The organism is Variovorax sp. V93 (assembly GCF_041154485.1).
Classification (GTDB): Bacteria; Pseudomonadota; Gammaproteobacteria; order Burkholderiales; family Burkholderiaceae_C; genus Variovorax; species Variovorax beijingensis_A.
Genome location: NZ_AP028669.1, coordinates 4,918,507 through 4,937,449, shown reverse-complemented (window position 1 = coordinate 4,937,449; position 18,943 = coordinate 4,918,507). Strand labels below are relative to the sequence as shown.

Sequence of the window (18,943 nt, the reverse complement as noted above, 5' to 3'; positions counted from 1 at the left end):
CGCGCTCCTGATTACTTCTTCTCGGCCGTGGCAGGCGCCGGACCGCTCGCTGGCGCCGCCGCGGCAGACGCCGCCGGCGCTGCCGGTTGTGCCGCGCCGTTGGGCGCGGGCTTCTTCCAGGGCACCGCCTTCACCGGCGTGCCGGGCGGCATCATCTGCAGCTTCTGGAAGCCGTCGACCATCACCTGCTCGCCCGCCTTCAGGCCATCGAGCACCACCCACTGGTTGTCCTTGGCGGCGCTGATCTTCACCGTGCGCTGGCTGATCTTGCCGTCCGCGCTCACCACCGACACCGTGTCGCCCTGCTGCGTGCGCGTGACCGCCTGCTGGGGAATCGTGATCGCGTTGGTGGCCTGCGCCTGCTCCAGCCGCACGCGCACGTACAGGCCCGGCAGCAGCTCGCCCTTCGGGTTGGGCACCTCGGCGCGCAGCGTGACCTGGCCGGTGGTCGAATCCACCGTCAGGTCGGAGAACAGCAGCTTGCCGGGCAGCGCGTACTCGGTGCCGTCTTCCAGCACCACCGTCACGCTGGCCGCCTCTTCGCCGCTCGCGCGCTTGTACTGGCCCGCAGCCAGTGCGCGGCGCAGCTTCAGCACCTCGGAGGCCGACTGCGTGAAGTTCACGTACACCGGGTTGATCTGCTGCACCACCGCCAGCTCGGTCGCGTCGCCCTGGCCCACCAGCGCGCCCTCGGTCACCAGTGCGCGGCCGATGCGGCCCGAAATGGGGGAGGTCACGTCAGCGTAGCCGAGGTTGATCTTGGCCGTCTGCACCGCGGCGCGGCCCGCGGCCACATCGGCCTCGGCCGTCTTTTGCGAGGCCACGGCCGTCGCGTATTCCTGCTTGCTCACCGCATTGGCCTCGACCAGCGGCTTGTAGCGGTCGGCCAGGGCCTTGGCCTGCACCGCGTTGGCCTCGGCGCGCGCCAGCGTGGCCTGCGCGTTCTGCGCGGCGGCCACCAGCGGTGCCGGGTCGATGCGGAACAGCAGCTGGCCGGCCTTCACGTCGCTGCCTTCGCGGAACTCGCGCTTCAGCAGGATGCCCGAGGCGCGGGCGCGAACCTGCGCCACGCGCGAGGCTTCGAGCCGGCCCGGCAGCTCGGTCACCAGGCCCACGTCGCCCGGTGTGGCAACCACCACCCCCACCTCTGGCGCGGGGCGGGCGCCGCCGCCGGCACCGCCACCCGGGCCGGCCGGCGCATCGGCCTTGGAACAGGCCGCGAGCGCCAACACCACAGCAGCGGCCACGATCGCGAGGCGCGGCGAAAACGAGGAATGACGCGAAACATGCAGGAGAGGCATGCGAATCCTTTGAAGCAAAGACGGGAGATGGCGCGTTCGCGGAGCGAACAGAAAGCCAGCATAAACAGCCGGGCCATCGGGGAAGCCCGGTAGTTTACATACATTCATGGATGTATAGTGACAGCATCGAATGGCCCCACGAATCGGAAAGGGCTTGGCTTTACAAATTGGGAGACTTGGTGGCACGTCGTACGAAGGAAGAGGCACTGGCCACGCGGAATCGCTTGCTCGATGCCGCGGAGCTGCTGTTTCAGGCGCAAGGCGTCTCGCAGACCACGCTGCAGCAGATTGCGCAGCAGGCCGGAGCCACGCGCGGCGCCATCTATTGGCACTTCAAGGACAAGGCCGCCCTCTTCAACGCGATGATGGAGCGCGTCATCCTCCCGCTGGAGGCCGGCCCCCGGGCCGCCGCCGTGGCCGCGGGCCCCGACGACGACCCTCTGGCCGAAATAGAGGAGGGCATGGTGCACGCCCTCACCCTCATGACCACCGACCCCCAGGTGCGCCGCGTGTTCGACGTGGCCACCCACAAGGTCGAATACACCCACGACATGGCCTCGGTGCAGCAGCGCCACCTGAGCGCGCGCAACGCCTGCGTGAGCGATTTCGAAAAAGCCCTGCGCCTGGCCGCGCGGCGCGACCACATCAGGCTGCCCGTGCCCGGCGACGTGGCGGCCCAGGGCCTGCACGCGCTGATCAGCGGCCTCATCCAGAACTGGCTGCTCGACCCCACCGCCTTCGACCTGGTGCCCACCGGCCGGCGCACCTTCAACGTTTACCTGGCCGGACTGGGCTTTGCGCGGAACTTGGCGGCGGGCATCGGAAACGAAGCTGAAGAAGTCGCCGCCTGATGGGCGATAATGCGTGGCTCCGGTTCTGCCGGAGCCCAGATTCCTCGCTGTATTTCAACGGATAGAATTCGGCCCTCCGAAGGCTGAGATCCAGGTTCGATTCCTGGCGGCGGGACCAGATATCAAGCATCAAGCCGGACACTTTCAAAGGTGTCCGGCTTTTTGTTTTGCTGTCTGGGAAACACCTTTCCAACTTCCCCTCTCCATTTTTTTGGCGCGGTGTCGGATGCCGTACACCAGGAGGCGCGTCGAGTTTGGGGCTTAAGGATGCAACGATGACCAAGGGATATGCGAAAAGCGGACTGGGTAAGCTCATTCAAGTCCGCCAAACTCGGCTTCAGACTGGGGGGCGGTCGTTGACGCCGGTCTCGGGCAGCGACTGCTTGGTCGAACACCGACTGTTCGACGTCAATGGCAGCGATAGGGCTGGATGGTGCGCCTGGCGGGCATGGTCTAGAGCTTCCAGGCGACGAGCCGAAAAACAGCACCTCACCGCACCACGTTTTGGGCGGGGCAACCTGAGGCATGGCCTACCATCTAAGATTTTCCGCCGCTTCCATGATGCGGACGCTACGACAACAAGAAGTCCATTTCCATGTCTCGACTCACCGACCTGATCTCCCAAGCCAAGGCCAAGGATTCACAGCTTGGCGCCGACCTTGAGCGCGAGTTCAAAGTGCTGTCCGCGCGCCTGCCCTTCGGCCTGAACTTCGAGCGGCACAGCCCCGAAGCCGTGGAACTGCCCCGACGGCCGGTGCGTAAGGGCGACAAAGTACGTGTGCTGCCAGCGCGCGGCACCGCTACGAACGGCAACACACGGTTGTGGCGCGTGGCGCGCATCCACAAGTCTGGCCAAGACAAGGTGGCCGACCTGGAACTACTGGACGAGCCTCGGGCCGACGCGCAGACCGTGGCCCTGGACGCTCTGGTGGTGGTGGCTGAGTTCCGCGACACGATCTATCCCGGACTGGTCAGCACCGGACGCGTGGAGCGCGGCGGCGCCAAGCCCTGCCACACCGTGATCAACGGCGAGAACTACCACGTGCTGAAGGCCCTGACCTACACGCACCGCGGCAAGGTGGACGTGATCTACATCGATCCGCCGTACAACACTGGGGCGAAGGACTGGAAGTACAACAACGACTATGTTGAAGGCGATGATCTGTACCGTCACAGCAAGTGGCTGGCGATGATGGAGCGACGGTTGTTGGTCGCAAAGGAACTGCTCAATCCGATCGACTCGGTGCTGATTGTCACGATCGACGAGAAGGAGTACCTGCGGCTGGGCTTGTTGCTGGAGCAGGTGTTTCCCGAAGCATCTATGGAGATGGTGACGTCGGTCATTAGCGCGAAGGGCGTGGCGCGCTTTGGTCAGTTTTCGCGCGTCGAGGAGTTCATCTACTTCGTTCGTATAGGTGCGTCCGTCGTTCAACTTGGCGAGCGCAACATGTTGGATGATTCCCGGTCTGCCACAGCACAGATAGGCCGTGAGATTGAGTGGCTCGGCCTGCGCCGCCGCGAACCGACCGCGCGCCGGGGTGCTCGCCCAAATCAGTTCTACCCGATCTTCGTAGGCGTGGAATCGGGACACATTCGTTCCATCGGCGCAGCGATCACCGATGACGTTGATCGAACTACGGTAGTCGCGCCTAAGGGGACGTTCGCAGTCTGGCCGTTGCGGCCGAACGGCAATGAAGGACTTTGGGGCATCACACCTGAAACGGCGTCGCGCTACTTGCAAGAGGGATTCATTCGGTCCAGGAACCACAACCCTGCGCTCAGTCAAGCGGCAATCCACTACCTTCCGAGCGGGACTGTCGACGCGATCAAAGAGGGGCAGATCGAAATTACCGGGCGCGATCCGGATGGCGCGGTCCGAGGCGTTTACCTTGATCGCAAGGGCGTGATCCCCAAGCGCGTTTGGAACGTGCCCGCGCATAACGCTGAGAGCGGCGGCTCCCTGGTTCTCAGCAAGCTAATCCCCGGACGCCGGTTCCCATTTCCAAAGTCAGTGTTCGCTGTAGAGGACACATTGCGCTTCTTTGTCAGTCAGAATCGAGATGCAGTTGTCCTCGACTTCTTTTCCGGCTCCGGTACCACGGCACACGCTGTAATGCGATTAAACCGTCAGGACGGAGGCCAGCGCCAATGCATTTGCGTCACCAACAACGAGGTCGCGGCCGACGAACAGAAGGCGCTGCGTGAGAGGGGGCTGCGCCCCGGCGATGCCGAATGGGAGCAGTGGGGCATTTGCGACCACATCACTAAGCCTCGCGTGGCCGCTGCCATCACCGGCCTCACTCCCGACGGCGAGCCAATCCAAGGCGACTACAAGTTCACCGACGAATTCCCAATAGCCGAAGGCTTCGAGGAGAACGCTGAGTTCTTCAATCTGAGCTATGAAGCACCCGTCGCCGTTAGTCACCACGCCGCCTTCGCCCGCATCGCCCCTCTACTGTGGCTGCGTGCGGGCAGTCGCGGGCGCCGCATCGAAAGGCTTCCTGCCGCTGGCTGGGCAGTAGTGGACGCCTACGGCCTGCTGGCTGACGTGGACTCCGCTGGCCCCTTCTGCAAGGCCGTCGCCGTAGCGGAAGGTTTACGCATCGCTTACATCGTGACCGATGACGAACGACGCTTCCAAGCCATCACGCGCCAATTGCCCCGTGGGGTTGAGCCGGTACGGCTGTACGAGTCGTACCTGACCAACTTCAGTTTTGTTAATGGGGACTGAGCCATGAAATTCACACTGAAGGACTATCAGAACGACGCGGTTCACGATACCTTGACCAACCTGAAGAAGGCCCGCAGGCGCTGGCACGAGGACGCCGATAAACATGCCTTCTCGCTGACCGCCGTCACGGGCGCAGGCAAGACCGTAATGGCCGCCGCCGTCTTCGAGGCGTTGTTCTACGGGGCCGACGAGTACGACTTCGACGCCGAGCCTGGCGCGGTAGTCATTTGGTTCAGTGATGACCCAGCGCTGAACGAGCAGACGCGCTTCCGACTGATGGAAGCCTCGGACCGCGTACCGCACAGCGATCTGGTGGTGATCGAAACCACGTTCAATCGACCGAAGTTCGAGCCACGGAAGATCTACTTCCTGAACACACAGAAGCTGGGCAAGAATAGCCTGTTGGTCCGTGGCTTCGACGGCGACGAAGGCGGCGGCCTTTTCCCCGAATCACGCCCGGACATGCACGCGTACACCATCTGGGACACGATCCGCAACACGATCGAAGATCCGGCGTTGACGCTGTACCTTGTGCTCGACGAGGCACACCGCGGCATGGGCAACCCGACGAAGGCCGCGCAGAACGCCAAGGCTACGCTGGTGCTGCGGCTGATCAATGGCGCGCACGGAGTGCCGGGCATTCCCGTGGTGTGGGGCATTTCGGCCACGGTGAACCGCTTCAACCTCGCCATGTCTGGCGCGCAGGGCCGGGGCACCCTGCCCAACGTGGTAGTGGACGCGCAGAAGGTGCAGGACTCAGGCCTGCTCAAGGACACGATCGTTCTGGACATTCCAAAGGACGGCGAGAAGTTCGACACCGTGATTGTGCGGCGCGCAGCCGACAAGCTGAAGGCGGCGACAATGGCCTGGACGGACTACGCCCAGCGCCAGGGCGATGCCGAGCCGGTCGTTCCGCTGATGGTGCTGCAGGTGCCCAACACACCGGACCCGCGGGACGTCGGTCAGGCGCTGGCGACCATCTTCCAGCAGTGCCCGGAACTGCCGACCGACTGCGTCGCCCACGTCTTCGGCGAACACACCACACAACAGTTTGGGCCTTACTCGGTGCCGTACATCTCGCCCGAGCGGGTGCAGGATTCGACCTGGGTGCGAGTAGTTGTGGCCAAAGACGCCATCAGCACCGGCTGGGACTGCCCACGCGCGGAAGTGATGGTGTCGTTCCGCGCCGCGTTAGACCGCACGCACATCACGCAACTGCTGGGCCGCATGGTGCGCACGCCGCTGGCCCGCCGCATCCCGGGCAATGACCAGTTGAACACGGTGCAGTGCCTGCTGCCGCTGTTCGACCCCAAGACCGCCGCGGCGGTAGCCGATGCGCTCATGAAGGGTAGCAGCAGCGGGGACGACAACGACAACGACCAGCCCCAGGCCGGGCGCGTGCTCGTCAACCCGGCGACGATGACGCCCAACCCAGACGTGCCCGAAGAAGTCTGGGATAAATTTGAGTCGTTGCCCAGCCAGGCCCGTCCACAGCGGGGCGCGCGGCCACCTCGGCGCCTGACCGCGCTGGCCCACGAACTGGCCATCGACAACCTGCTACCCGACGCAGGCAAGAAGGCCCATGCAGAACTGCACAAGGTGCTGGACGCCGCGCAAGCCCGATGGTGCGACGAGATCGCAGCTCATCGCGATCAGGTGTTGAAAGTTGAAGGTCAGTCGCTGGTGGCCGACATGCGCCGCCAGGCCAAGACCTTCAACCAGTTCTGGGAAGAGGCCGACATGGCGGTGATCGACGACGCCTTCCGACGCGCCGCCCGTGTCCTTACGCCAGACATCGCCCGCACCTACACTGCCGCACTGGCGTTGCGGCAAGCGGCTGACGTGGAAAGCGAGGAGTACCTCGAAGCCCTGAATGAGGCCCGCGTTGCCATCGCCGCGCTGGGCCTGCTGTCGGATCTACAAGCGTACCTGGACGACGAGGCTGACAAGATCACCAAGGCTTGGCTGTCGAAGTACCGCGTGGCCATCAAGGGCCTGTCGGACGCGCGACAGGAGGAGTACCGGCAGGTCAGGGAGATGAGCAGCGAGCCGCAAAGCTCGGGCCTGATCAGGCCCGAGGCTAGAGACGAGGCTACTTCCACACTGGATAACGAAACGGCCACGCCGCTGCCGACCTATCGTGACCACCTGCTCTGCGACGCCAAGGGCAACTATCCGGCCGACCTTAACCACTGGGAGCAGGCTGTCATCGCAACGGAAAGCCAGCGCGCCGGCTTCGTCTGTTGGTACCGCAACCCACAGCAGCCGGGCCAGTCTTCGCTGGGCGTGGCCTACCGCGCCGGCGACCAATACAAGATCGTCCGTCCCGACTTCGTCTTCTTCGCCAAGCAGCAAGACGGCACAATGGTTGCGGACATCGTCGATCCCCACGGCTATCACTTGGCGGACGCGCTGCCGAAACTGCAGGGCTTGGCCGAGTACGCCGCTGCACATGCAGAAGCCTTCAGGCGAGTCGAAGCGATCGCCGAAGTGGACAAGCAACTGCGGGTACTTGACCTGGGGCGCGCAGACGTTCGTGAGGCTGTAACCCAAGCGAAAGATGTGCTTGCCCTCTACCGCAGCGATTTCGCCGGCGATTACCAGTAGCCGTCTCGGAATGCTGCTGGATCGGGGCACTGCATGGCAGTCGAGTGCCGTCATTCCTGACGCAGACCTGCGGATCAGTGGACCAAGCTCTCTTCTGAATGGGTCCTATCGGCCGATTGTGTTGAAAAACCTCCTCCCGGAACTCTTCGAAGCAATTTTTTGGGGGGTGCTCAAATCATTGCCTCGATGCCGATCGCGTCTCCTGGCCGTTTAGGTCGATTCTGTGAGGGCCGCATTGCGTCATGCAGTGCCACAGTGCCGATTTTTCAAAACAATCGGATCTTGTCGATGTGGACGTTAGCAACCGCTGCAATGCAATCCCGAAGACTCTGGCTGTCGAAGTTACCCGTTGCTCGTCGGCGTCGAGTCCACGCCAATCGCTATGAGATCAGGCAACCGTACATGCTGAAGGCCGATGTGCAACGAGGGGCGGGGTTACCGCGATTGCCTGTATCGACATGTTACGGTACGTTGTGGTTCTAACCTTGTCCAGTCGACCAAACTAGGCGACCGAATCTTCCATGGCTGTCTTGATTCCCGCGTTGAGCACTTGCGTCGCCCGCATGACCTCCGGCGAGCGCCGTCTGGCGGAGCGGCTGCAGCAGAAGCTCGACGACGATTACCTGCTGTGGTTCGACGTCCCCATCGGCCCCAAGCAGTGCCACCCCGACTTCGTCGTACTGCACCCTCGCCGCGGTTTGCTTATTCTCGAAACCAAGGATTGGCGGCTGGACACCATCCAGAAAGCCAGCCGCGGCGACTGGTTGATCGCGCCCGACGGTGTTCCCAAGAGCGTCCCCAATCCGATCGAGCAAGCCAGGCATCAAGCGCTGCAGGTCGTCGATGCTCTGAAGCGTGATGCCCAGCTGATCCAGCACGAAGGCAAGTGGCAAGGCATGCTGACCTTCCCGTGGAGCTATGGCGTCGTCTTCACGCGCATCACGCGCAAGCAGTTCGAGGCCGCAGGCCTTGGGAGCGCGATTGAGCCCAACCGTGTGGTCTGCTCCGACGAAATGCTGGAGGACGCCGAGCCCGAGGCTTTTCAGAGCCGGCTCTGGGACATGTTTCCGCAACTCATGCGCGGCACGCTGTCGTTGCCCCAGATCGACCGGGTGCGCTGGAACCTGTTTCCCGAGGTGCGCGTCCCCGAGCAGGGCGCGCTCTTCGACGATGCGGACGACAAGGCGACCATCCCCGACTTGCTGCGCGTGATGGACCTGCAGCAGGAACAACTGGCACGCAGCCTGGGCGAGGGCCACCGGGTCATTCATGGCGTCGCAGGATCCGGCAAGACCATGATCCTGGGTTACCGCGCCGAGTACCTGGCCAAGGCTGCGACCGACCTGCACAAGCCCGTGCTCGTGCTTTGCTACAACGAACCGCTGGCGGTCAAGCTGCACGTCACCATGCAGGCCAAGGGATTGGCCGAGCGCGTCCATGTCCGCCACTTTCACAAATGGTGCCGGGACCAGTTGGTGGCGTTCGGTCAGCCGCTGCCGCCTAACGACTTGGCAGTTAGCGCCAAGATGGACCAGATGGTGCAAAACGTCATCGACGGCGTGGACCGCAAGATGATTCCGTCAGGCCAGTACATGGCGGTGCTCGTCGACGAAGGCCACGACTTTGCGCCCGAATGGCTCAAGCTGGTCACCCAGATGGTTGACCCCACGACCAACAGCTTGCTGCTGTTGTACGACGATGCCCAGAGCATCTACGACAAGCGCCGAGGCAAGGCCTTCAGCTTCAAGAGCGTGGGCGTGCAGGCCCAAGGCCGCACGACCATCCTCAAGATCAATTACCGTAACACCCGGCAGATCCTGCAAACGGCAAGCGCGATGGCGACCGAGTTGCTGCGGCCCCAGGAGAAGGACGACGACGGCGTCCCGGTCGTCCAGCCCGTGAGCTGCGGCCGGGAGGGGCCGGAGCCCATCGTCATCGACCTGCCGAGCACCCGGGCGCAGGCCGACCGGATCGCAGAACTCATGGCCAGCGCGCACAACGAAGGGCACGCCTGGGGCGATATGGCGGTGCTGTGCCGAAGCTGGGCGTTGATGGACGAATGCGCCAAAGCCTTGGATCGTCGTCGCTTGCCGCACAAGGTACGCAAGGGCACGAACGACTTTGACCCCGCCGCGGACACCATCAAGGTGATGACGCTTCATGTCAGCAAGGGATTGGAATTCCCGGTGGTCGCGGTGATGGGGGCGCGCCAGGCGGTGTCGGGCCAAGAGGTGCTCGACAAGGACGACGACGCATTGGAAGAGATGCGCTTGTTCTACGTCGGTGCCACGCGCGCCACGTCCCGCCTCATTGTGGCCAACGCCATCCGGCAGTGACCAAGACCTACCTGCTGATCGATCTGCAGAACCGGCAACCTGCGCCGGAACATGTTGCGTCGTGGATGGGCGCCGACGGCGAGGTTTGCCGACGCTTGATGCGTTCAGGCGAATTGGCACTATCGCTGCGTGGGCGCCCTTCGTATGGGTCCGCTTCAGACTGAACTTGGTCGTTCGGTCCGAGCAGAGGAGCGGCAGAAGCCCGCCCGAAGCGGACCTTCACCACCCTGACAAACCGGATCCTTCCCCATCCGAACGCTAGTTGTGGGTCACGAGGGAAGTCGAGGGGCTCGTCTGAGATGAAACATCCAGTAGCATTGGCCTCGTAGGAGGCTCCATGGCAACAACAGTACAAGAGTACGTGGCCGAACGTGGCATCAATTCTTTGATGCATTTCACTCGCGTCAGCAATCTAGACTCGATCATGGCTCGCGGCTTGGTGCCGCGAAACACGCTAGTCGCGGAGGGATACGCCAGCTTCAACGATCAGTACCGCTTCGATCAGACGAATGCGGTGTGCGTGACGATCGGGTTTCCGAACTACAAGATGTTCCACGGATGCAAGAAGGACCACCCTGACGAGAGGTGGGTCGTTCTCGTAATTCGTCCTGCCGCGCTGTGGATGCTTGATTGCGCGTTCTGCGTCACTAACGCTGCCTCCAACATGGTGACAGCAATCCCTCTTGCCAACCGTAAGGGACTGGCTGCGATGCAAGGGATGTATGCGGACTGGCCGACTAAAGCGCGCGCGGACCTCGCGATCCCGGACGCGTATCCGACAAATCCCCAAGCAGAGGTTCTGATGCTGAACGGTGTTCCTCGGAACTACATCATGGGCATCATCACTCTGAATGAGGCCGTAAGATTAGAGCTACTCATGAAGTTCCCCGGCGTCGACATCAGGGCAATGGCCGCCTACCACCGCTGGCGTAAGGACTATCAACACTGGTGACTGCCATGGCTAGGCGCCCTATCTTCTCCCCTTCAATGAGCGGCACGCTGCTCGTACGCACGCACCACGTAGACTTCGAGTGGTTCCCAGGCATGGCGATGAGTCAGTCACGTAAGTCCATCGCGTCCCTGCACGAGGGAGCCAAGCGGCAGATTCATGTGGATAAGGTGCTTGAGATATCGAGCAAGTCACCTGATGAGGTTGGCGTCGCTCTAAGTGCCTTCAATCTGATGATCCAAACACCCAAAGGGCGTGAGTACAGCCTTGAGTGCGCGTACCAGTCGGCCAAGGTATTCGAGCGCGGAGGTCCGTTTTTAGACCTTCGTGATATGCGCTCCATTGATGCCAAGCGCGATCCTCGCTTGTTTCAGTGTGGAAAGCTCGTCAAGTTCACGATCTACGGCGCAGACTGGGAGCTGCAGCCACGCACTGCTTTCTACGACTGGCTGTACATCAACGCACTGCACAGGCACCCTGACTTGGCTGAGCAAGTTCTGACATACCGAGCGTTCTCAGACATTGCCTTCAACCCCGAGCGCTCTATCAACTGCCAAGCCTATGCGGCAGCTCTGTATGTGGCACTTCACAACCGAGGCTTGTTGACTCGTGACGTCTTAAAAGACAAGGACACCTACCTCGGCGTAATTCGCACGGGCGCAGTCAGTAACGCTCACGAAAACACGTTGGTGCAGAGTCGCTTGGATGGGATTCAATGATCACGGTTGAGTGACATTCAACGAGCGACGCAGGAGACGCAGCATGAACCGGAAGAAGGCCACTATGGCCATTGCTTATGATTTCGACGGCACCTTGGCGCCAGGCAACATGCAGGAGCACCAGTTCCTGCCTGACATCGGAATGACGCCCGCGGCGTTCTGGAGGGAGGTGCACGAGACGGCCAAGCAATGCCAAGCTGACGAAGTGCTGGTGTACATGAATCTCATGTTGCGCAAAGCTAGTGCGCACAACGTGCCGGTGCGGCGAGACGACTTCAAGAGCCGCGGTAAGTCAATTAAGCTGTTCGAGGGAGTGGCCGACTGGTTTACGCGAATCAGCACCTACGCCAAGTCGAGAGGTGTGGACGTCAAGCACTATCTCATATCGTCCGGCAATGCGGAGATCTTCGCCGGCACGCCAATTGCCAAGCGCTTCGAGGCCGTGTTTGCGTCCAAATACCTCTTCGACGCGAATGGCGTTGCACAATGGCCCGCGTTGGCGATCAACTACACGACGAAAACGCAGTATCTATTCCGCATCAACAAGGGAGTCACGGATATCAGCGACAACGCTGCGGTCAACAAGTTCATACCCAAAGCCGACCGCACGGTGCCGTTCGAGAACATCGTCTTTATCGGCGATGGTGCGACCGATATACCCTGCTTTCGGCTGGTGAAGGAACAAGGCGGCCTGTCCGTCGCGGTCTATGCGCCGAACAAACATGGCGGAAAAACCAAGGCTGCGAAGTACCTGGACGACGGGCGAGTCCACTCTGTCGTGCCCGCGAACTATACCGATGGCTCGGTTCTTGACAAGATTATCAAGGCTCGGGTCGACGAAGTCGCCGCGCGGTGTGCACTGCGAAGCCTTATGAGATCGTAACCGTGCTTCAAAAGGGAATGTCGTCGATGTCGTCGAACGGGCTCTTCGGTTTCGTGATCGCGCCCGCCGGCAATGGCAGCTGATTCACGATATGTAGGTTCAGGATGTCCTCCCGGTCCATGAACAGAATTTGGCTCCGCTTCGACTGATCAAGCTTACCGCCCAGCCAGTTGCGGGCGGCCTTGGTGATTTCGCCGCCGGCCACAATGAACGCATGATCCACGAGCACCCTCCTGCTGGTTTCAGGATCGAATATCTCGTGCCCTAGCATCATTAGCGCCTGATTGTGAATCTCTGCAATGTTCGCATTCGAACCGGTGGTCATGCCGGCGGCGTCGAGCTTGCCCTTCTTCGCCTGCAGCCCAAAATACAGCACGTGCTGGGTCGGCAGCACAAATCTCATCCACACGTCCTTGCCGTACTCAAGAGCCTTGTCTTTGTGACCGGCTGACGTAATGCGGCGGAAGTTGAGCTGCCGGAAGAGCGGAAGTAGCATTTCATTGATGAGGTCGTCTTCTGAACAGACGTTGAGGTACGCGCTGAGTTGCTCACGGCGCTTCAACTCCTCCGGCGTAAACGGGCGGTGCGGGTTGTTTCCTAGCGCGGAGATCGTCTTCGTGCCGATGTGCCGGACGTACAGCAGGTCGTCCTCACCGTAGAAACCCTCGAAACCCTCGCGGCCCAACGGCTGGTTAATGAGCGACAGCGCCTTGACCCTGCCTGGGTCGTCATCCTCGGCGTCAGCCTTGTACATCAAGACGCGGAGAAGGTTCATGAAGCGGTCGGGCAACACATGCGGGGCGGACTGCGGCTCGGCAAGAAGTTCGGCAAGGCGCTCAGATGTCCAATGCCACCGAGTCGTCCCGTCGTGGGCGAAGTCGAGATCGCACTCTTCGAAGAACTGGGTGATGCGGGAGCTGGTCCGGTATGGAAAGTAATTTGCGTCACCAATGACGCAGTCGGCCAGGACTCTCAGATTTCGAGGCTTGAACTTCATGCGCTGATTGGCAGTTAATCGCTTAAATCTATTGGCCTGCTTCTTCGTGAGCGTTGATCAACATTGCCTCGATGTACAACGTTGGCAACGCAGTCGAAGAAGAAGTTGAGGAATCTTAATTGCTTCCTTGCGACATCGCTGGAGAAGTCGATCTCCGAGCGGCCAGTACATGGCTGATACCCGGCACATGCGCTTCTAACGCAACGGGCCCCTTGCGCTGCACAGCAGCCTTCGCGGATATTCAACGGAGGAGTGCGTCGAAGCGCATGCGTGGCCATGATCTCCGCGCCGCATTGATCTCCCAACCAGCCAGTTGGAGCAACCCAACCACCGATCGCTACGCAGACTTGTTCTTCTTGGTGGGCTTATCCAGCGCCTTGAAGAACTCCGAGGGCTGCACGCCCAGGGCGTCGATGATTTTCATCATGTTCACCATGGCGAGGTTGCGTTCGCCGCGTTCTACGCCGCCCATGTAGCTTCGGTCGATCCCGCACTCGTCGGCGAACGACTCTTGCGAAAAATTCATCGCCTTCCGCCGGTTTCGCACGGCCTGGCCAAAAGCCACCAGCGCGGGGTGTCTTTCTTCTGGTGGGGGTGGTACTCGGGCCATTTCTCGATGGTCGTCTTAGAAGGTCCAAGACTCCACGGTCCATGAGATGGCGGTCCTTAATGCCGCGGTCTAAAAGTACCTTTTAGGCTACGATCTTTCCTGCGCGGCGGCGAATGACCGACGCGATACCAATAAGCGGCAGGGGGATTCGAAATGAAGTGCGGGAAGTTTTCTCGAGCGCGGCCCGAGCGAAGGGACGCTGCCATGGAGCGGATTGAAGGCAAGCCCAAGCGGCTCGCTTGCCTCGTTCCTGATACGCCCTTTGACAGGGCTTTCATGGAGTGCAAGACCTTGGCCCAGCTGGCGGACTGGTACGACCGCCGCATGGTGTCCGGCCGCCGGATGTCATCCGATGAGCTGGGCTTTCTCGTCGCGCATGTCTCGGGCCTCAGGGCCGCTGAGAAGATGGCGCGCAGCGACCGCGCCACGGAGAGAAAGGCCGACGAGTTCGCCAGGTTCTTCTATGGCCAGGACCATCGCGACTTCGGCGACATCCGCGCACGGCAGATCGTGATCGAAGGGGCTCTGTTCGACGACGTGCCGCGCCACATGGTGTGGACGCTCGGCTCCAGGCTCTGGTGCCTGCGGGTGCCGAAGGAAAGCACCGCAACCGGGTCGAGCCACGCGCTCAAGCTCATGGAGCTTGGCGGCAAGCTGATCCGCGGTAGCTCCAGGGTTGCGGGGCACGCGGAGCCACTGATCTCTGCATTCGCGCAAGGGGTGGTCCTGGGGTTCTACCGGCTGGCGAAGATCGACATCTCCACCGCGCTGGAAGGCGTGGGTTTCTGGCGGCGCTGCGAATTGGTCAGCATCCACCAGGTGGGCGTTGACCGGGGCCAACGGATTCGTGCGCAGGATGGTCGTCGGAAGCCGGGGCAGTAGCTGGTCCGCGGCGCAGCTGTGCATCGAACTGCTCTGGAGAAGTGCCGCAACACTGCGTTACGTTGGCGTCAGGCTCCAGGCCACCTTGCCGCTGAGCCAGCAGCCGGTTGGTGCCGCTGTTCCGGCGAAGCGTGCGCGAACGGCAATGGCGGATGGTCGTCCCATCGCCTCGCCCTGTCGCACGGTGCAGGTGATTGGCGCCATGGCCGTGCCGACGGGGACATCGCCGTTGGCCGCCAGGTGGCCCCAAAGGGCCGCCGCGGCAATGCCCGTCGCCGCATCCTCTGGATAGCCGGACGCCCTCGGAAACTGGCGCGCAACCAGCACCGGCTCGCCCGCTTCGTTCGCGTCGCCGAATGCATAGGGGTACAGCCCAGTGGAGCCAATCGACAGGCACAGGGCCTCCATGGCTGGGAAGTCGGGCCGCAGCGCATGCAACGAAGCCACGTCGCGCATCGGAACGAGGGTCTTGACTCGGCTGGTGCTTGCATTGGCCATCGCCGGGATGCTGTCGCCATTCAGTCCGAGCACCGCTGCAACGCGGGCCGCGTCCTCCGGCGGCAACGCTGTCGCCTGGACCGCCGGCTGAGACACCCACACGCATTGGCCGCGCTCGTCCCACTCGGCCTCAACCAGGCCGCTCAGCGTTTCGATGCGCGCCACCGGCGATGTCCACAGGCCCCACTGCCGCATGGCCCACAGGGTGCCGACGGTGGCGTGACCGCACATTTCCATTTCATGCTGGGGCACGAAGAAGCGCAACCGCCAGTTGGCGTTCGCATTCGAGGGCTCGAGCACGAATGCCGATTCGTGGCCCGTGGCGCGGGCGATGCCCAGCATGTCCTGCGTGGACATTTGCGAAGCATCGGCGACCAGCGGGACGGGGTTGCCGCCGCCGGGGCCGCCGATGAAGACGTCCACCAGGCGCAGTTCTCCGGTGGCCGGTGGCGAGAGGTGGGGCAGGGACGGATCGCGATCAGTCAATCTTGGCTCCCACGTCCTTTGCAATGCGGCTCCAGTAGGGGATGTCGGCCTTGACCGCGGCCTGCAGTTCGGCGGGGGTGCCAGGGCGCGCATTGAGGCCCTTGGCGGCGAAGTCGGCGGAAACCGCGCGGTCTGCCAGTACCTTGTTCAAGGCCTGGTTCATGCGTTGCACCACGGGGGCCGGCGTGCCCTTGGGAAAGGCCAGGCCATACCAGAGCGACTGCGTGAAGTTGGGGATTCCCTGCTGCGCGAAGGTGGGCACTTCGCCCAGCAGCGCATTGGGCGCGGTCGTGGCCAGGGCGATGAGCCTGCCGGCGCGGATCGAGGGCACCAGGCCTGCCGGGTTGTCGAACATCAGCTGCACCTGTCCACCCATGAGGTCCGTGTAGGCCGGGGCGGCGCCGCGATACGGGACATGCACCAGCGGCACGCCGGCGTAGGCCTTGAACTGCTCGCCCAGCAGGTGCGACACGGTCCCGGCGCCCACCGAAGCGAAGCTGTAGTGCTGCGGATTTTTCTTCAGCAACTCGACCAGCCCCTTCACGTCTCTGGCACGCACGGACGGATGAACCGCAAGCACATATGGCGAAGTAGCGACAAACCCGGCGTAGACGAAGTCGCGCTCGGGCGCGTAAGGCAGGTTGGGGTAGACGCTCACGCTGACCGCATGGGTGCTCGTGGTGGCCAGCACGGCGGTATAGCCGTCGGGCGCTGCCTTGGCGACGTAGGCCGACCCAATGGTTCCGCCGGCCCCTGCGCGGTTGTCGATGATGACCGGCTGGCCCAGTTCCTTCTGCAGTAGCGGCTGGATGCTGCGAATGGCCACGTCGGTTCCCCCGCCGGCGGGGAAGGGCACGACGATGGTGACCGGGCGGCTGGGCCAGGCCTGCGCCATGGCTGCGCAAGGCGCCCAGCCAGCAACGGCGAGGGTGGAAGCGGCGACCGCCAGCAAACGGCGACGCGCGGGAATGAGGGAGGGTGTTGGCACGGTGGTTCCAGATGGCACGATGATTCGCTTCATGCTAGGAACCGCCGCATGCGAAAGCGAACCCGGAAGCGACAGCCCGCGAACCCCTTCGCGACGCCGCGGACGCGGTTTGCGACGCGGGGTTCAGGCGGGCACGCCGCGCAGCAGCCTGTTGAGATGCCCGCTGTGGGTGAAGCCCAGTTGCAGACTGATGGTGGAGGGCCCCATGCCTTGGGCGATCAACTCGCGCGCCCGGGTCGCCAACAGCAACCGGCGTATGGCGACCGGACTGCTGCCTAGCTCGGCGGCGCATGCCCGCTGCAAGCGGCGCACGGAGACACCCAGTTCGCCCGCCACCGCTTCCACAGTGGGCATGGGACTTTCCAAGTCCAGCGCGCGCGCATAGCACTTGAGCATGCGCTGCGACAGTGGCTGTGCTTGGTCTGCCAGTGCTGGTTGCAGCGATTGGCAGGGCTGGCGTGCGGCGAGTTGGGCCACCAGCGCCTGCACCAGCGGCTCGGCGCTTTGGGGCGCCAGGGTAGGCGCTGACAGCGCGTCCAGCATCGCCACCGTGGCTGCGTCCAGGCGGAACGCGCCGAAGCGGCTGCGCCTGCCAAGCAGCTCGGGCCGCAGGTACAGCTCGCCGTGGCGCTGCCGGCTGGCGCGCGAGCGCGTGCTGTGCGCCGCGGACACGGGCAGAAGCAGCGCCGTGTGACGGACCAGCTGAAGGGCTTGATGTTCGGTGCCTGGCTCGGCAGTCCAGCGGCTGTCCAGTGAACCAACCTGCGGCCACAGCAGCATCGCGCAATCGTGCGTGTGCCAATCGAAGTGATAGTTGGGCTGGCTGCTCTGCCTCAGGGAGAAGCCCGTTTGGGCAGTGGCGGCCAGCTTGGACGAAAGCGGGATTGGAGTGGCCATGACATTCCTCTGTGACACGGGACAAGCGATTTTCCGGCATTTTGGACTGGGGCCGAGCGAGCTTCGGCATCGACCGCATGGAGCCAAAAGTCCAACGCAGGCGATGAATCGACAAGACGGCGTACTTGCGAATGAAGACCATCGGGGGCCTTCAACCCTCTGGACAGTCACATGACCATCAAAGCGACCGCAACCCCCGGCAAGAAGCTGCTCAACGCCAAGGACCACACCTTGGTGATGATCGACTTCCAGTCCCAGATGGCATTCGCCACCCACTCGATCGACGCAGTCACGCTGCGCAACAACGCTGCCCTGGTGGCTCAGGCAGCCGCCGGTTTCGGCGTGGACACCATCCTCACGACCGTGGCCGAGAAGAGCTTCTCCGGCCCGATGTTTCGCGAGATCAGCGCCGCATTCCCGGGCCAGGCGATGCTGGACCGCACGTCGATGAACACATGGGAAGACGAGGCGGTCATCCGCAAGATCAACGAGATCGGCAAGAAGCGCATCGTCCTGTCCGGCCTCTGGACGGGCGTGTGCATCGTCGGGCCGGCGCTCTCGGCCATCGATCAGGGCTTCGAGGTCTACGTGATCGCCGATGCGTGCGGCGACATCTCGGCCGAAGCGCACAACCGCGCAATGGAGCGCATGGTGCAGGCGGGCGCTGCGCCCATGACGTCGCTTCAGTACCTGCTGGAACTGCAGCGCGACTGGGCCCGCACCGAGACCTACGAAATGACCACCGGCATCGCCAAGAAGGTAGGCGGCGCCTACGGCCTGGGCATCGACTACGCCAAGACCATGTTTGGCGCGCACGAAGGCTGATCGCCCTCGTTCGCAAAGCAATCGCACTTGGAGGTCCCGCCGTCCATGAAAGTCTATGTTGTTTCCTTGGCGCTTGGCCTTCTGGTCGGCGTGATCTATGCGCTTTTCCAGGTGCGCTCTCCTGCCCCGCCGATCGTCGCCCTGGTCGGTCTGCTCGGCATTCTTCTGGGGGAGCAGATCCCGCCGCTCATCAAGCACGTCATTGAGCGCCCGAGCCAGAACTCCTGGCTCCATCAGCAGGTCAAGCCTCACGTCTTCGGCGCACTGCCCCAGCGTTCGGCCAAGCTGAACAGCCAAGCCAACACAGCGGGATCGAAGGAGCGCGCATGAGCTCCACATCGGACCCGCAGCGCCGGCGATTCCTGGGTGCCGTTGGCGCCACC

16 protein-coding genes and 1 tRNA gene are annotated in these 18,943 nt (G+C 62.8%); 11 read left to right on the top strand and 6 right to left on the bottom strand.

What is annotated here, in order from left to right:
• Positions 1-11: 11 nt before the first annotated feature.
• Positions 12-1,301 (bottom strand): efflux RND transporter periplasmic adaptor subunit, encoded by a 1,290-nt coding sequence (locus ACAM54_RS23385; protein WP_369649093.1) that lies wholly within the window; start codon positions 1,299-1,301, stop codon positions 12-14.
• 176 nt (positions 1,302-1,477) lie between these two features.
• On the opposite strand from ACAM54_RS23385, the gene ACAM54_RS23380 reads away from it, so the two are divergent.
• The 8 genes from ACAM54_RS23380 to ACAM54_RS23345 all read left to right on the top strand — a co-directional run bounded on the left by ACAM54_RS23380 (position 1,478) and on the right by ACAM54_RS23345 (position 12,377).
• Positions 1,478-2,152 (top strand): TetR family transcriptional regulator, encoded by a 675-nt coding sequence (locus tag ACAM54_RS23380; RefSeq protein WP_369649092.1) that lies wholly within the window; start codon positions 1,478-1,480, stop codon positions 2,150-2,152.
• Between the two features lie 43 nt (positions 2,153-2,195).
• A tRNA-Arg gene (locus ACAM54_RS23375) sits at positions 2,196-2,270 on the top strand.
• A 477-nt stretch (positions 2,271-2,747) separates the two neighbouring features.
• Entirely contained in the window at positions 2,748-4,883 is a 2,136-nt protein-coding gene (locus ACAM54_RS23370; protein ID WP_369649091.1) for a site-specific DNA-methyltransferase, read from the top strand.
• A gap of 3 nt (positions 4,884-4,886) precedes the next feature.
• Positions 4,887-7,490 carry a DEAD/DEAH box helicase gene (locus ACAM54_RS23365; protein WP_369649090.1) on the top strand — a complete coding sequence of 868 codons (2,604 nt, stop codon included), beginning with the start codon at positions 4,887-4,889 and terminating at the stop codon, positions 7,488-7,490.
• 521 nt (positions 7,491-8,011) lie between these two features.
• Positions 8,012-9,826, top strand: coding sequence for a 3'-5' exonuclease (locus ACAM54_RS23360; RefSeq protein ID WP_369649089.1), 1,815 nt, complete (start codon positions 8,012-8,014; stop codon positions 9,824-9,826).
• A 337-nt stretch (positions 9,827-10,163) separates the two neighbouring features.
• Positions 10,164-10,778 (top strand): DarT ssDNA thymidine ADP-ribosyltransferase family protein, encoded by a 615-nt coding sequence (locus tag ACAM54_RS23355; protein WP_369649088.1) that lies wholly within the window; start codon positions 10,164-10,166, stop codon positions 10,776-10,778.
• Positions 10,779-10,813: 35 nt separating this feature from the next.
• Positions 10,814-11,494 carry a hypothetical protein gene (locus tag ACAM54_RS23350; RefSeq protein ID WP_369649087.1) on the top strand — a complete coding sequence of 227 codons (681 nt, stop codon included), beginning with the start codon at positions 10,814-10,816 and terminating at the stop codon, positions 11,492-11,494.
• Positions 11,495-11,537: 43 nt separating this feature from the next.
• Positions 11,538-12,377, top strand: coding sequence for a haloacid dehalogenase-like hydrolase (locus ACAM54_RS23345; RefSeq protein ID WP_369649086.1), 840 nt, complete (start codon positions 11,538-11,540; stop codon positions 12,375-12,377).
• Between the two features lie 7 nt (positions 12,378-12,384).
• On the opposite strand, the gene ACAM54_RS23340 is transcribed toward ACAM54_RS23345, so the two are convergent.
• Together ACAM54_RS23340 and ACAM54_RS23335 are read right to left on the bottom strand one after the other, a co-directional pair.
• Complete coding sequence (locus tag ACAM54_RS23340; RefSeq protein WP_369649085.1) at positions 12,385-13,374, bottom strand: hypothetical protein; 990 nt, start codon at positions 13,372-13,374, stop codon at positions 12,385-12,387.
• Between the two features lie 337 nt (positions 13,375-13,711).
• On the bottom strand, positions 13,712-13,984 hold the full coding sequence (locus ACAM54_RS23335) for a helix-turn-helix transcriptional regulator (protein ID WP_354375798.1): 273 nt from the start codon (positions 13,982-13,984) through the stop codon (positions 13,712-13,714).
• Between the two features lie 204 nt (positions 13,985-14,188).
• Here ACAM54_RS23335 and ACAM54_RS23330 point away from each other — a divergent pair, with 204 nt between their 5' ends.
• Entirely contained in the window at positions 14,189-14,866 is a 678-nt protein-coding gene (locus ACAM54_RS23330) for a hypothetical protein (protein WP_369649084.1), read from the top strand.
• A 57-nt stretch (positions 14,867-14,923) separates the two neighbouring features.
• Here ACAM54_RS23330 and ACAM54_RS23325 read toward each other — a convergent pair whose 3' ends face one another.
• The 3 genes from ACAM54_RS23325 to ACAM54_RS23315 all read right to left on the bottom strand — a co-directional run bounded on the left by ACAM54_RS23325 (position 14,924) and on the right by ACAM54_RS23315 (position 17,735).
• The gene (locus ACAM54_RS23325; RefSeq protein ID WP_369649083.1) at positions 14,924-15,850 is read right to left on the bottom strand and encodes a PhzF family phenazine biosynthesis protein; all 927 of its coding nucleotides are present in this window, start codon (positions 15,848-15,850) and stop codon (positions 14,924-14,926) included.
• Positions 15,843-16,838 carry a Bug family tripartite tricarboxylate transporter substrate binding protein gene (locus ACAM54_RS23320; protein ID WP_369649082.1) on the bottom strand — a complete coding sequence of 332 codons (996 nt, stop codon included), beginning with the start codon at positions 16,836-16,838 and terminating at the stop codon, positions 15,843-15,845. The genes ACAM54_RS23325 and ACAM54_RS23320 overlap by 8 nt, the downstream gene beginning before the upstream one ends.
• Before the next feature lie 123 nt (positions 16,839-16,961).
• A complete protein-coding gene (locus tag ACAM54_RS23315) occupies positions 16,962-17,735 on the bottom strand; it encodes a helix-turn-helix domain-containing protein (RefSeq protein ID WP_369649081.1) in 774 nt (257 codons plus the stop codon).
• Between the two features lie 171 nt (positions 17,736-17,906).
• Between ACAM54_RS23315 and ACAM54_RS23310 the strand changes: the two genes are divergently transcribed.
• Positions 17,907-18,560 (top strand): hydrolase, encoded by a 654-nt coding sequence (locus ACAM54_RS23310; RefSeq protein ID WP_369649080.1) that lies wholly within the window; start codon positions 17,907-17,909, stop codon positions 18,558-18,560.
• A 45-nt stretch (positions 18,561-18,605) separates the two neighbouring features.
• Positions 18,606-18,890, top strand: coding sequence for a DUF1427 family protein (locus ACAM54_RS23305; RefSeq protein WP_309927632.1), 285 nt, complete (start codon positions 18,606-18,608; stop codon positions 18,888-18,890).
• Positions 18,891-18,943 lie beyond the last annotated feature (53 nt).